At 68.8% G+C, this 13,558-nt stretch carries 8 protein-coding genes; 4 read left to right on the plus strand and 4 right to left on the minus strand.

Features of this window, described 5'->3' with window-relative positions; genetic code table 11:
- Window positions 1-37 precede the first annotated feature (37 nt).
- The 4 genes from LC490_RS00140 to LC490_RS00155 all read right to left on the minus strand — a co-directional run bounded on the left by LC490_RS00140 (window position 38) and on the right by LC490_RS00155 (window position 5,673).
- Window positions 38-2,113, minus strand: a complete 2,076-nt coding sequence (locus LC490_RS00140) for a tetratricopeptide repeat protein (RefSeq protein WP_223618819.1) — start codon at window positions 2,111-2,113, stop codon at window positions 38-40.
- A gap of 93 nt (window positions 2,114-2,206) precedes the next feature.
- The gene (locus tag LC490_RS00145; RefSeq protein ID WP_031373116.1) at window positions 2,207-3,196 is read right to left on the minus strand and encodes an alpha/beta fold hydrolase; all 990 of its coding nucleotides are present in this window, start codon (window positions 3,194-3,196) and stop codon (window positions 2,207-2,209) included.
- A 7-nt stretch (window positions 3,197-3,203) separates the two neighbouring features.
- Complete coding sequence (locus tag LC490_RS00150) at window positions 3,204-4,013, minus strand: lysophospholipid acyltransferase family protein (protein WP_031373115.1); 810 nt, start codon at window positions 4,011-4,013, stop codon at window positions 3,204-3,206.
- Between the two features lie 340 nt (window positions 4,014-4,353).
- Window positions 4,354-5,673: a sugar MFS transporter gene (locus tag LC490_RS00155; RefSeq protein ID WP_051885216.1), complete on the minus strand. Its 1,320-nt coding sequence runs from the start codon at window positions 5,671-5,673 to the stop codon at window positions 4,354-4,356.
- Between the two features lie 407 nt (window positions 5,674-6,080).
- Here LC490_RS00155 and LC490_RS00160 point away from each other — a divergent pair, with 407 nt between their 5' ends.
- The 4 genes from LC490_RS00160 (at window position 6,081) to LC490_RS00175 (ending at window position 13,539) form a co-directional block, all read left to right on the plus strand.
- Complete coding sequence (locus LC490_RS00160; RefSeq protein ID WP_036149215.1) at window positions 6,081-7,169, plus strand: glucokinase; 1,089 nt, start codon at window positions 6,081-6,083, stop codon at window positions 7,167-7,169.
- Between the two features lie 202 nt (window positions 7,170-7,371).
- Complete coding sequence (locus LC490_RS00165) at window positions 7,372-10,059, plus strand: TonB-dependent receptor (protein ID WP_223618820.1); 2,688 nt, start codon at window positions 7,372-7,374, stop codon at window positions 10,057-10,059.
- Window positions 10,060-10,253: 194 nt separating this feature from the next.
- Window positions 10,254-12,659, plus strand: a complete 2,406-nt coding sequence (locus LC490_RS00170; protein ID WP_223618821.1) for a family 20 glycosylhydrolase — start codon at window positions 10,254-10,256, stop codon at window positions 12,657-12,659.
- Window positions 12,660-12,900: 241 nt separating this feature from the next.
- Complete coding sequence (locus tag LC490_RS00175; RefSeq protein ID WP_223618822.1) at window positions 12,901-13,539, plus strand: tetratricopeptide repeat protein; 639 nt, start codon at window positions 12,901-12,903, stop codon at window positions 13,537-13,539.
- Window positions 13,540-13,558 lie beyond the last annotated feature (19 nt).

The following is a 13,558-nucleotide window of genomic DNA, read 5'->3' on the forward strand; positions in this document are numbered from 1 at the left end:
CACGGCGCATCCGGCGGATGCGCCGTGCCGCTTCGGCTCAGTTTTCCGGATAGCCCAGGCGGCGGGCGACCGGCTTGAGCAGGGCGAAGGCTTCGCCGAGCGGACCGGTGTACTCGCGCCAACGGCCCGGCGCCAGACGCACGCCGCCGAGCGACAGATCGTTCGGCAGCGACACCTGGATGCGCAAGGTGTCGGCGACGGCCTGGGCGAGCGCGCCCGGGTCGTCGACGATCTCGTCGAGCTTGACCAGGTTGTGCGGGAACAGATTGCCTTCGTGCAGGTCGACGACCTGGTCCAGGGTCTGGGCCAGCCAGCGCGCGCCGGCTTCGGGCGTTTCCAGCGCGTACGGCGTGGTGCTGCCGAAGGCCAACCAGTCGAGCAGCATGTCGCGCGGGTCGCGCACCGCGATCAGCATCATCGCTTCGGGCAGGTAGGGACGCAGCGCGCGCAGCAGAGCGTTGTCCCACCACAGCAGCCAGTCGAACACCGGGCCTTCGGCGGCGCCGCGCGCGGGCAAGGCGGCGCGGTACATCTTGACCAGGAAGGCCGGATCGAGGGTGCCGGCGAGCAATTCCTCGACCGTGCCGTAGCGCTGCAGCGGATCGGTCGGCGGCTGCTCGCCGTAGCGATCGACCAACAGCGGCGCACCGACTGCGGTCAGCATCTGGGCGAAGCGTTCGACCCGCGAACCCGGCGCACCCCACAGCAACAGCACGCCTTGGGCACCGTCGGCGACCGGCGCCATCGCCGGCCATTCGGCGGCGTTGCGACGGCTGATGGTGTTGCGCGGCAGGCGCTGATCGATGACTTCGGCATGCAGCTCGGCCCAGGTCGCGGCCGCGGCTTCGGGCTGGCCGGCCAGGTCGAAGGCGCGCCCGAGCAACTGGCGCAACTCGCGCTTGACCAGGGGATCCGGCGACAGGCTGATCAGGCGTTCGATGCGTTCGGCGGCGGCGTCGGGATCGGTCTCGGCCAGGCCCTGGACGATGCGCATCTCGGCGCGCACGTCGCCGGGATGCAGCTCGACGATGCGATGGGCGATGGCTTCGGCCTGGGCGCGTTCGCCGAGGTAATCGTGCACCGCCGCGCGCGCTTCCAGCGCGCCCAGGTGATCGGGCATCGCCTGCTGCCAGCGCTCGATGACTTCGATCGCGCCGGCTTCGGCGAACGGCTCCAGGGCCAGGCGCGCGCGCCACAGGTTGGGCAGGTCGGCGTGGGTGGCGAGCGCGGATTCGAGGGTACGGCGCGCATCGTCGACGTCGTCGAGGCGGCGCCAGGCTTCCATGATCGCGTTGAGCGTGCGCGGGTCGTCGGGGATGACGGCCAGCGCCGAGCGCAGCGCCGGCAGCGCACGTTCGGGGCGGCCGGCGTCGAGTTCGAGCTCGCCGAGCCAACGCTGCACGCCGAAGCCGGCATCCTCGCGCTGGGCCACCGCGGCGACGCGGTCGGCGGCTTCGCCGAAGCGCTGCTGGCGGCGCATCAGGTCGGCGATCATCAGCTGCAGCGTGGGCTGCTCGGGCTGACGCTCGGCCAGGGTCAGGAAAGCCTGCTCGGCGAAGGCCAGATGGCCTTTGGCGAGGTAAGCGAAGGCGAGCGCATGGATGATCTGGGCGTCTTCCGGCGCCAGCGAGGCGGCCTGGCTGAGCACCGTCAGGGCGCGGTCGTTGTCGCCGCGGCGCAGCGCCAGCGAACCTTCCACGGCGGCGACCTGCGGATGGCCTGGGGCGATGCGCGCCGCGATGCGGCCGAGACGCTCGGCTTCATCGAGGTCGCCGCGCGCGATCGCGAGGTGGGCTTTGACGATGTAGGCCGGGAACTGATTGGGGTCGAGCCCGATCGCGGTGGCGAGCGCGGCCTGGGCCTCGTCGAGCTGACGACCGTCGAGCAGCGCGCCGGCGCGTTCCAGATGCAGCTGCGCATCCTCGGGGGCCAGGCCGATCGCGCGATCGATCGCCGCGACCGCACCTTCGCGGTCGCCGCCCAGGCGCAGCGCGGCGGCGTGCAGGCGATGCGCGGCAGCGTCTTGCGGGTCTGCGGCCACGGCCTGCTCGGCGGCGGACAACGCCTCCGCGGTGGCGCCGCGGCGCAGGGCGTCGAGGATGGGTTCGTACATTCGTCTGCTTCGGGTGGGATAAGAACCGCAATTGTAGGCGGGCCGCGGCGGTTTTCCCGGTCCCGGACCCCGCTTGCGCCGCCAGCGCGCGCCTCAGGCCGAAGCGCAGGCGCTCAGGCGGTCGGCGATCCAGCGTTCGGCGAAGCCGTCGAGCTGGGCGTTCTCGAGGAAGCCGCAATGCCCGCCCCAGGGCGCGATCTCGACGCGTGCGTGCTCGGGCACGACCAGTTCCTGGAAGCCGGCGACCGGGATCACCGGGTCGTCGGCGGCCATCAGGATGCTGACCGGCACTTCCAGGCGGGCCAGGCGCTGACCGGCGATCGAGTAGCCGTCGAAGTAGCGGTCGAGGGTGCCGAAGTCGGTGTGGCGCTCGACCATCCACTGGGTCAGCGGGCGCATGCTCAGGCCCAGGGTGCGGTCGTCGAAATCGTGCAGCGCCGGGAACAGCGCGCGCTTGCGCGCCAGCGAATCGCGCCATTTGCGCTCGAAGTACCACAGGTACAGCGGCAGGCCGGACTCCATCGAATCCATGGTCCGGGCCGGATCGAGCACCGGGCAGACCGCGGCGACATGGGCCAGCGGCAAGCCGGCGTCGGTGGCGCGCAAGGCCAGGCGCAGGGCGAAGTTGCCGCCGAGCGAATAGCCGGCGACCGACAGCGGCCGCAACGGAAAGCGCCGCGCGATCTCGGCCGTGGCCTGCACCACCTCGTCGATGCGGTTGGAGTGGAACAGGCCTTCGTTGAGATGGTGGGTGCCGCCGTGATCGCGGAAATTGAGCCGGAACACCTCGAAGCCGCGCGCCAGCAACTGCGCCGCGGTCAGGCGCATGTAGTTGGAATCGGCGCTGCCTTCCCAGCCGTGCAGCAGCATCACCAGCCCGCGCGGGGCGGTGCCGGGCACGGCGCTGTGCAGGCCGTGCAGGCGCACGCCGTCGCCGGCCTCAATCAGGTGTTCGGTGGTCTGCGCGCCGATCTGGGCGAAGCGTTGCTCGGCGCGGCGCCGGCGCAACGGGCTGGAACCCAGCGCCGACTGCACGTGCGCGTTCCTCAGCCAGCGTGGAGGCGCGTAGTCGGCGGCGGTCAGCATGGCCTCAGCTCGCCATCGCCTCGACGATGCGCTGCCGCGCCAGGTCGGCGATGCGGCGGCGGCCATCGGCTTCGCCGGGACCGATCGGGGTCAGGAAATGGATCTCGGCCACGCAGCCGGGTTCGCCGAGCAGGCGCAGGAAATTGGCGAAGAAGCTTTCCTTGCCCTGGAAGGCGACCACCGACTGGGCGTTGCCGCGCTCGCCGTAGCGCAGCGCGACCGGCTGCACCGGCACGTTGGCCTCGACCGCGGCGAGGAAGATGCGCGCATGGAAGGGGCCGATTTCACCGCCGCCGCGCGTGCCGCCTTCTGGAAACACGCCGACCGAGCGCCCGGCGCGCAGGCGCGCGAGCATCTCGTGCAGCACGCCACCGAGCGATTCGGTGTTGCCGCGGTGGTGGAAGATGGTCTCGCCGCGCGCTGCCAGCCAGCCGACCACCGGCCAGCTCTCGATCTCGCGCTTGGCCACGAAACCCATCATGCGCTGACTGTGCAGGGTCTCGATGTCGATCCAGCTGACGTGGTTGGCGACGAACAAGGTCGCGCCCGGCAGCGGCGTGCCGACACGGCGCAGGCGGAAACCGAACACGTGCATCAACCCGGCCGACCAGGCGCGGATCAGGCGATGACCCAGGGTTTCGCCGCCACCGACCGGGATGCGGGTGGTCAAGGGCGTGGTCAGCAGCAGCACGAGCGGCAGATGGACGAGCACATGCCACAGGAGCAGAGGTACACGGATCAGGTAACGCAGCGCGCGCGCGGTCGACGCACCCGTAGGCGCGACCGCGCCGGCGTGGGGAGGCGGCGCATTCATTGTGTGCACGATACCGAAGCGTCGTCGCAGCGGCCAGCGGCGATTGCGACTGATGGCGGGTTTTCGATTCGACGGTGAAAAATTGACCGCTCGTTCGGGCACGAGGGCGGTTGCAGGCCGGCAGCGGCGCCGCACCTGAGAAGGCAGACCGGGCACCCGCTCCCCTCTTCGACAGAGCGGGCGGGGGAACTGCTTCAGCCGGCTGGCTGAACCCGCCCAGCGCGGGGTGGCCGGCGCTGGCGCCGGTCACCCGATGCGCAGGCTCGGCACGCCCACGCCGAGCCCGCCGGATTCCCCTCGTACGAGTTAACGCACAAGGGGAACCGCGCCCGAAAGGCCCTTAGTTCGAGACCGCGGCCGAGGCGGTGCCCGCAGCCGTGGCCCGATGAGCCAGGCCGACCTTATGCCCGGCCTTGGCGAAGTACAGGATGTACAGGTAGCAGGGCACCATCAGCAGCAGGAACACCAGTTGGAAATCGAAGTGCTGCTTGAGCGCGGCGAACAGCTGCGGGATCACCGCGCCGCCGGCGATGCCCATCACCAGCAGGGCCGAACCGCGCTCGGTCAGACGCCCCAGCCCCTCGATCGCGAGCGGGAAGATCGCCGGCCACATCATCGCGTTGGCGAAGCCCAGCGCGGCGACGAAGCCGACCGAGACATAGCCCTTGGTGAAGAACGCACCGACGGTGAAGACGATGCCGAGCACGGCCGAGATCGCCAGGTATTTCTGCTGGCTGACGAAACGCGGAATCACCACCAGCCCGACCAGATAGCCGACCAGCATCGCGATCAGGGTGAAGGTGGTGAAGAAGCTGGTCTCGCTCGGCGGCAGGCCCAGGGCCGCGCCATAGGTGCCGATCGCGTCGCCGGCCATCACTTCGGCGCCGACGTAGACGAAGATGCACAAGGCGCCGAGCCAGACGTGCGGGTAATGCGCCAGGCCCTTCTTGTCGACGCCGCCGCTGTCGGCCGGCGTCGCGTTGACGTCTTCGGCGCGGATTTCCGGCAGCGGCGAGCGCAGCAACAGCACCGCCAGCAAGGCCAGCACGCCGGCCATGGCGACGTAAGGCACGTGCACTTTCGCGGCGAATTCGTCGAGCAGGGTCTGGCGGCCGGCCGGGGTCGCCGCGGCGAGCTGCGCATCGAATTTGTTGATGCCGGCCAGCACCAGGGTCGCGAACGCGAACGGCGCCAGCGCACCGGCGATCTTGTTGCAGATGCCCATCACCGCGATGCGCTGCGCCGCGCCTTCGATCGGGCCGAGGATGCTGATGTAAGGATTGGCCGCGGTCTGCAGGATCGCCAGGCCCGCGCCGATGGTGAACAGTCCGGCCAGCGCGCCCGGGTAGGAACCGCGCAAGACGAATTCGCCGAAGGCGAAGGCGCCGATCGCCATCACGAACAGACCCAGCGACATGCCTTTCTTCATGCCGGTGCGCTTGAGGATGCTCGACGCCGGCAGGGCCAGGAACAGGTAGGACAGGTAGAACACCGTCAGTACCAGGAACGCGTTGAAGTCGTTCAACTCGAACCGGTATTTGACGAAGGTGATCAGCGGCCCGTTGAGCCAGGTGACGAAACCGAACACGAAGAACAGCGCGCCGATGATCGCGATCGAACCCAGGTGACGCGGCCGAGCGCTGGCGTTGGAAACCGACATGAGACTCCCCTCCCAGAGCGGCGGGTACCGCCCGCCACGTCCCGCTGGTCATCCGGATGACCGGCACGACAAGCGTCGGCCCAACGTTGTCACAAGTCGCTCCCGCATACCAGTCGCATGGCCAAGAAGCCCGCCAAACCGTGATCTTGCGCGCGCGCCGCCATGTTGCGGCGCATCAATATTCCGGGCAGCGAAACACGGTTTTGAGGCCTGGGAGACACATTGGCGCGAACTTGTTGACAACGTTGTCAAACCCAGAGCACTCTCGGCGCCGCCAAGGGGAAACACACCGGCAGCCGCGGAGGGCGCATGCAGTGGGAATGGAACGGGACGTCGTCGATGTCCTTGCGGGGACGCATCATGAACACACACGCCGGCGTAGCGACGGCCGTCGCCGGAGCCTGCGCATGAGCGCGGCTGCACGGCTGAATACGGCCACGCCCCAGTTCATCGCCGCCGACGTCGGCGGCACTCATACCCGTGTCGGCCTGGTCCGCCCCGGCAACGGCGGCGAGTCCACCGTGACCGTGCTCGCTCACCGCAAGTACGTCTGCGCCGATTACCCGAGCCTGGCCGCGATCCTGGCCGAGTTCATCGCCAGCAACGGTGTCGGCGTCGATCACGTGGTGATCGCCTGCGCCGGCGTGGTGCTCGACGACCAGGTCATCAATTCCAACCTGCCGTGGCGGATCTCGCTGTCGGAACTGCGCCGCGAGCTCGGCCTGCGCCAGGTGCTGTTCATCAACGATTTCCAGGCCAACGCCAACGCCGCCCAGTGCATGGCGCCGAACGATTCGACTCTGCTCACGCCCGGCGTCAGCGAGTCGACGCCCGGCCCGGTACTGGTGATCGGCCCCGGCACCGGCCTCGGTGCGGCGGTGCGCATTCCGCACGGCAAGACCACCGTGGTGCTGCCGACCGAAGCCGGCCACACCGCCTTCGCGCCGGGCAATTCGCGCGAAGTCGAAATGCTGAGCCTGGCCCAGCAACGCGGCCAGACCCACGTGCCGACCGAGCACTTCGTCTCCGGTCCCGGCCTGGTCAATCTGTATAGCGCGCTGTGCACGCTCAACGGCGTCGAGCCGTCGCTGCGGGCGCCGGCTGCGATCACCGAAGCGGCGCGTCGCGGCGAAGCGATCGCGCGCGAAGCGGTGCTGACGTTCTGCGCGCTGCTCGGCAGCGTGATCGGCGATCTGGCCGTGATCAGCGGCGCCAAGTCGGTGTTCATCGCCGGCGGCATCCTGCCCCAGCTCAAGGACTTCGTGCCCGAGAGCGAATTCCACGCCCGCATGCTCGACAAGGGCGCGATGCGTCCGGTGCTCGAACGCGTGCCGGTGCGGCTGATCGAGAACGAACGGCTCGGCGTGATCGGTGCGGCGAGCTGGTATCTGGAGCACGGTCGGTACGAGCCGGGCCAGTACGAGCAGGGCCCGCAGGAAAGCGAACCCGGCGATGGCGCGACGGCGCCGGCGAATCGCCAACAAAAAACGCAGTAGGCGCAAGGCCTCAGGCGCACGCGCGCAAGGCGCGTGCGCGAAACCGCGGCCTCGCATCGAAGGCGGCAACACCGAAACCGGAAACGGCGTCGCCGCGACCGGCTGCATCAAGACAAACAAGACAAGACAAACCGGACTTCGCGACGAACCGGCTTTCCCCGGTCGATCGCCGAGCCATCACCGCCCGAGGGAGGAACAGTTAATGAAAGCGCGCAAGAGCATCCTGTCAGCCAGCATCGTCGCGGTCCTGACCTGTATCGGTCCGGGCCTGGCGGCCGCCCAGGACACCCAGGCAGCAACGAGCCCGTCCGCATCGTCGGAAGCCACCGAGCTCGATACCGTCGTCGTCACCGGCATCCGTGCGAGCCTGGAAAAGTCGCTGGATACCAAGCGAGCCAACGTGACCGTGTCGGAAGCGATCACCGCCGAGGACATCGGCAAGTTCGCCAACACCAACGTCGCCGAAGCGATGTCGCAGATTCCCGGCGTCACTCTCGATCGCCGCTTCGGCCAGGGCGAGCGGGTCAGCATCGACGGCACCGATCCCAGCCTCAACCTGACCTTCCTCGACGGCCATCCGGTCGCGCAGGCGATCTGGCTGTACGGCGAACAGCCGAACCGCGGCTTCGACTACACCCTGCTCGCGCCGGAAATCCTCGGCCGCCTGGAGATCATCAAGTCGTCGGAAGCGCGCATCACCGAAGGCAGCCTCGGCGGCACCGTGCTCATGCACACCCGCCAGCCGCTCGACATGGACGCCAACTCCGTCGCCGGATCGGTCAGCTACAACTACAGCGACCAGGGCAGCAAGGGCCGACCGAGCGCGTCGCTGCTGTACAGCTGGAAGAACCCGGAAGAAACCTTCGGCGTCTCGGTCGCCGCGCAGCACTACGAAGAGCAGGTCGATCGCCAGGGCCTGGAAATCTTCGGCTACGCGAAGGCCTCGACCTTCGCCAACGCCGCACGCGCCGGTCTCGACCCGAACGCGGAAGTGCCGAACTCGATCAACGCCGCCTGGTTCCAGCAGCACCGCAAGCGCGACAGCGCCGTGGTCAACCTGCAGTTCAAGCCGAGCGACGAGTGGGAGTTCAACCTCAGCGGCCTGTACATCAAGGAAAACTTCGACAACTACAACCAGTCGCTGTACAGCTTCCTGACCTGGAACGACGGCACTGTCGCCGCGGTCAACCGCCTCGGCGATGCGAAGAACGGCGTGGTCACCAGCGGCCACTCCAACGCCAACGCCGATGCCACCGGCGGCACGGTGCTGTACGACAACAACGTGCGCGAGTCGGAAGTCGAGACCAAGGGCATCGACCTGCGCACCGCGTTCGACGGCGAGGGTTGGGGCTTCAAGGGCCAGATCGGCAGCAGCAAGTCCGAGAACAAGCACCTCGCCCAGTACTTCATCGAGCCGGTCTACAACGGCGGCTTCAGCTGGAACATCGACCGCGGCATCACCTTCGACAACCCCGACGCCGCGCGCAATCCGGCCAACTGGGGTCCGTCGGGCGGCCTGGTCAACGGCTGGATGGGCAACAACGGCGTGTTCTCGACCGAGAGCAAGGACACCTACGGACAAGTCGACTTCAACGTCGAGTTCGACAGCGTGTTCAACAACCTCCAGTTCGGCGTGCGTCGCGCCAAGCACGAGGAGTCCTTCGAGCTCAACATCTACGGCCCGGTCAACCGCGGCACGCTGGCCGATGTCGGCACCGTCGGCCTGACCGACATCCGCGGCTTCAGCAACGACCACGGGCGCCACATCCAGGTCGGCCGCGGCAACGTGCTCGACTGGGTCAAAGGCAGCCCGCTGAACTTCGCCAACCCCGACCCGGCCGGCTTCCTCAACAACACCTGGGCGCTGGAACAGACCAACACCGCGGCCTATGTGCAGGCCGACTTCGCCAGCGGCGCCTGGCGCGGCAACTTCGGTCTGCGTTACGTCGAATCCAAGACCGACGCCAGCGGCTTCGTCTACGGCGGCGCGCCTTCGCTCGACAACCTGGCCGGCAAGTGGCAGACCAAGTCGAAGAAGGAAGACTTCGTGCTGCCGTCGCTGAACGTGGTCTACGACACCGGCAACGACGTGCTGCTGCGTTTCGCCGCGGCCAAGGTGATCGCCTGGGCGCCGTACAACCAGATGGTCAACAACACCTTCCTCAACGACACCACGTATAACGGCAGCGGCGGCAACGCCGACCTGTCGCCGTACGAGTCGACCAACTTCAACCTGTCGGCCGAGTGGTACTTCGCCGAACAGTCGGTGCTGGCGGCGTCGGTGTTCTACAAGGACATCTCCAACTACATCGACAGCGCGGCCCGGATCGAACGCCAGTACAACTCGATCCGCGACACCAACCGGGTCGTGTTCGACACCACCCTGGTCGGTTTCCACGGCTGCACCGCGGACGGCTATTGCGACTACGACATCCAGCGTCCGCGCAATGCCGGCAAGGGCAAGGTCAAGGGCTTCAACGTCAGCTACCAGCAGCCGTTCGCCGATACCGGCTTCGGCCTGACCGCGAACTACACCTACGCCGACGGCGAGAACAACACCGGCGACCCGCTGCCCTACCAGTCGCGCGACAGCGTCGCGATCAGCCCGTACTACGAGAACGGCCCGCTGACGTTGCGCCTGTCGTACAACTGGCGCAGCCATTACCTGGCCGGCGGCTACGTGGCCGGCGCAGCGCCGGCGAGCGTCGACGCCTACTCCGAACTCGGCGCCAGCGTGGGTTGGAAGTTCAACGAGAACATGGCCTTGTCGTTCGACGCCATGAACATCCTCGACGAGGAATACGTGCAGTACTCCGGCAGCAAGAGCAAGCCGGTCGGTACCTACCACAGCGGCCGTCGCTACATGGCCGCGTTCCGGTTCAACTTCTGATCCGCACCGCAACACGCACGCGCCGGCCGCTAGGCCGGACGCGTGGCCACGTCGCCGGGATCGCCACGATCCCGTCGGCACGTCGCATCCGAAGCCCGGCACTCACCCTGCCGGGCTTCGCCGCATTGAGCACCGCACACTGACACCGCCGGCGCGCCTCCACGCACGCCGGCCACGAACGGAGCAGCGCAACGATGAAAACGCGTACCGCCTGGAACCTGGCCCTGGCCAGCGCCGCGGCGATCGGACTGGCCGCCTGCCAGAACACGACCCCGCCGGCCGGCGCCGGCTCAGCCGACGCCACCTCCACCGCCGCGAGCGGCGCCGAGCCGGCGATCGCCGCGCATGCGAGCGCGGTGATCCCGCGCCCGGCGCAAGTCGTCGCCGGCGAAGGGCGGTTCGTGTTCGGGCCGCAGACGCGTCTGGTGGTCGCCGCCGACGACACCGCCGCGCGCCGCGTCGCCGAGGATTTCGCCGCACGCGTGCAGCAGCTGCGCGGCTTCGCGCCGAGCATCGACAGCGGCGGCAAGCCCGGCGCCGATGCGATCGTGTTCGCGCTCGACCCCAAGTCCGCCGCCAGCGGCGACGAGGCCTACACGCTGGAGATCGGCCGCGACGGCGTGCGCGTGCAGGCGCGCGCCGCGGCCGGCCTGTTCTACGGCGCGGTCACGCTGTGGCAGTTGGCCACCGCCGACGGCGGCAAGGGCGCGGCGAGCATCGCCGCGCAGCGCATCGACGACGCCCCGCGTTTCGTCTGGCGCGGCCTGATGCTCGACGTCGCCCGCCACTTCCGCAGCGTCGACGAGGTCAAGTCGGTGCTCGACCAGATGGCGCTGCACAAGCTCAATACCTTCCACTGGCATCTCACCGACGACCAGGGCTGGCGCGTGGAGATCAAGAAGTACCCGCGCCTGACCGAGGTCGGCGGTTGCCGCATCCTCGCCGGCGCCGCCGGCCGCGATGCCGAGGGCAAGCCCAAGCCCTATTGCGGCTATTACACCCAGGAGCAGATCCGCGACGTCGTGCGCTACGCCGCCGAGCGCCACATCACCGTGGTCCCGGAAATCGAAATGCCCGGCCATGCGCAATCGGCGATCGCCGCCTATCCCGAGCTCGGCGTCACCGACGTCGTACGCAAGGCGCCGCCGGTGTCGCCGGACTGGGGCGTGCACACCTATCTGTACGGCGTCGACGATTCGACTTTCGGCTTCCTCGAAAACGTCCTCGATGAAGTCGCCGGGTTGTTCCCGTCGCGCTACATCCACATCGGCGGCGACGAAGCGGCCAAGGACCAGTGGATCGCCTCGCCGAGCGTGCAGGCCAAGATCAAGTCGCTCGGCCTGAAGGACGAGATGGCGCTGCAGAGCTGGTTCGTCGGCCGCATCGCCGGCCACCTGCAGAAGCACGACCGCATCCTGCTGGGCTGGGACGAGATCCTCGAAGGCGGCAAGCTGCCGGCGAGCGCGACGGTGATGTCCTGGCGCGGCACCAAGGGCGCAGTCGAGGCCGCGCGCGAAGGCCACGACGTGGTCGTCGCGCCCGACCGCCAGCTCTACCTCGACTACGTCCAGAGCGATCGCGACGACGAGCCGAGCGGACGCTTCCCGATCAGCACCCTGCGCGACTTCTATCAGTTCTCGGTGGTGCCGCCCGAGCTCGACGCGGCCCAGAGCAAGCACGTGCTCGGCGCCCAGGCCAACCTGTGGAGCGAGCACCGCCGCAGCTTCGAGCGCATCCAGACCGCGCTGTACCCGCGCCTGGACGCCCTGGCCGAAGTGGTGTGGTCGCCGCAGGCGCGGATCGACTGGAACGACTTCCAGCAACGCCTGGCCGCGCAGATGGCGCGCTACCGCGCCCAGGACGTGAAGGCCTCCGACGTCGCGTTCGCGGTCAAGTTCAAGGTCGAGGACGGCGCCGACGGCGCCGCGCCGAAGCTGGCGCTGAGCAACCAGACCGGCTTCGGCGAGATCCGCTACCGCACCGACGGCCAGGACCCGGGCGTCGACGCTCCGCTGTACCGGCAACCGCTCGCCGCGACCCTGCCGCTGGACGTGGTGGCGACCACCTTCGTCGACGGCAAAGCGATTTCCGCGCCGCGCCGTTTCAGCGCCCGCGACCTGTCCGACCTGAGCACCCGCACCAGCGCCGGCCTGCGCCCTTGCCGCGAGGGCTACAACCTGCGCCTGGAGGACGACGCCGCGATCGAAGGCCAGGGCGACGGCGCCCGCGCCTCGCTGACCACCAACCTGATCGACCCCTGCTGGATCTACGAAGGCGCCCGCCTCGACGGGGTCGGCCGGATCGAGGTCCGGGTCGGCCAGGTGCCCTACAACTTCCAGCTCTGGCACGACACCAAGAACATCGTGACCCGCAAGGCCGAACTCGGCGGCGCCCTGGAAGTGCGCGTCGACGACTGCAAGAGCGCACCGATCGCGCGCCTGCCGCTGGCCGAAGCCAAGCGTTCGGACGGCCTGAGCACGCTGCAGGCGACCCTGCCGAAGCTCGCCGGCCGCCACGACCTGTGCTTCGTGTTCGCCAGCGGCGGCCACGACCCGCTGTGGGCGCTCGACCGCGTGACCCTGCGCCCGGCCGCGAACTGACCCGGCCAGGCCCTTCGCTCCGCCGCGGCGACCGCGGCGGAGCGCTCGTCCGCTGACCGCCGCTACCCGTCCTTGCCCGACCGTACCCGCGCCGGGGATGGCCCACCCGGCCGCAAGCGAGCGATGCCGCCCGTCCGTATCACGCTATTCGCCCGCTTGCGTCAAATAAATTATGTGCGCGGATTCATGGATTGTGCATCGCAGCGGTTAGCATGTAGGGGTTCCAGGGGGATCTACAAACATGCCTATTCGCAAGTTGTTGTTGGCTGCGGCACTCGCCGCCGCCGTGGTATCCGGCTCCGCCGGCGCCCAGGCCCTGTCGAAGCCGGGCGAGTTCTACTTCGACGCCGACGCTCAGACCACCAAGCCGGTGGTCGCGATCAAAGAGAACGGCGACGCAGCCATGGAACGGCTGGCCAAGATCATCGAACGCAAGGCGCACGCGCCGACCGAGGCCGCGCAGCTCGCGCACCTGGCCATGGAAGGCGGCCGGGTCGAGTTGGGCCGCCAGTTGTACGGGCGGGCGCTGCGCGAGATCGACAGCGGCAGCACCTACTGGCGCGCGATCATGTGGAACTACGCCTGGGATCTGTACCACCTCGGCGCCCACGAAGAAGCGTTCAAGTACTGGGTGACCCTGCACGGCGCGCGCAACGTCAGCGCCGCATGGATGCCGCCGACCTACGCGGTCGCGCTGTGGTCGTTGGGACGCAAGGACGAAGCGGTGGAGTGGTATGCCGCCGCGGTGCGCAGCGAGCCGGACCTGTGGCGCAACAGCTCGCGTTACGCCGAGCTGCTGCCGGCGTGGCGTGACAGCGACCGCGCCACCCTCGCCCAGGTGCAACAGGCCTGGGCCGAGAACCCGCCGCGCTGGCCGTAAGGCCGCGCAAGACCGCGCC

It is taken from the genome of Lysobacter sp. ESA13C (assembly GCF_019970005.1).
Classification (GTDB): Bacteria; Pseudomonadota; Gammaproteobacteria; order Xanthomonadales; family Xanthomonadaceae; genus Lysobacter; species Lysobacter antibioticus_B.

What these genes read in the sequence shown, in the direction of transcription:
- LC490_RS00140 (WP_223618819.1), bottom strand. Translation starts at nt 2,113, where the DNA reads ATGTACGAACCCATCCTCGACGCCCTGCGCCGCGGCGCCACCGCGGAG.
- LC490_RS00165 (WP_223618820.1), top strand. Translation starts at nt 7,372, where the DNA reads ATGAAAGCGCGCAAGAGCATCCTGTCAGCCAGCATCGTCGCGGTCCTG.
- LC490_RS00170 (WP_223618821.1), top strand. Translation starts at nt 10,254, where the DNA reads ATGAAAACGCGTACCGCCTGGAACCTGGCCCTGGCCAGCGCCGCGGCG.
- LC490_RS00175 (WP_223618822.1), top strand. Translation starts at nt 12,901, where the DNA reads ATGCCTATTCGCAAGTTGTTGTTGGCTGCGGCACTCGCCGCCGCCGTG.
- LC490_RS00160 (WP_036149215.1), top strand. Translation starts at nt 6,081, where the DNA reads ATGAGCGCGGCTGCACGGCTGAATACGGCCACGCCCCAGTTCATCGCC.
- LC490_RS00155 (WP_051885216.1), bottom strand. Translation starts at nt 5,673, where the DNA reads ATGTCGGTTTCCAACGCCAGCGCTCGGCCGCGTCACCTGGGTTCGATC.
- LC490_RS00150 (WP_031373115.1), bottom strand. Translation starts at nt 4,013, where the DNA reads ATGAATGCGCCGCCTCCCCACGCCGGCGCGGTCGCGCCTACGGGTGCG.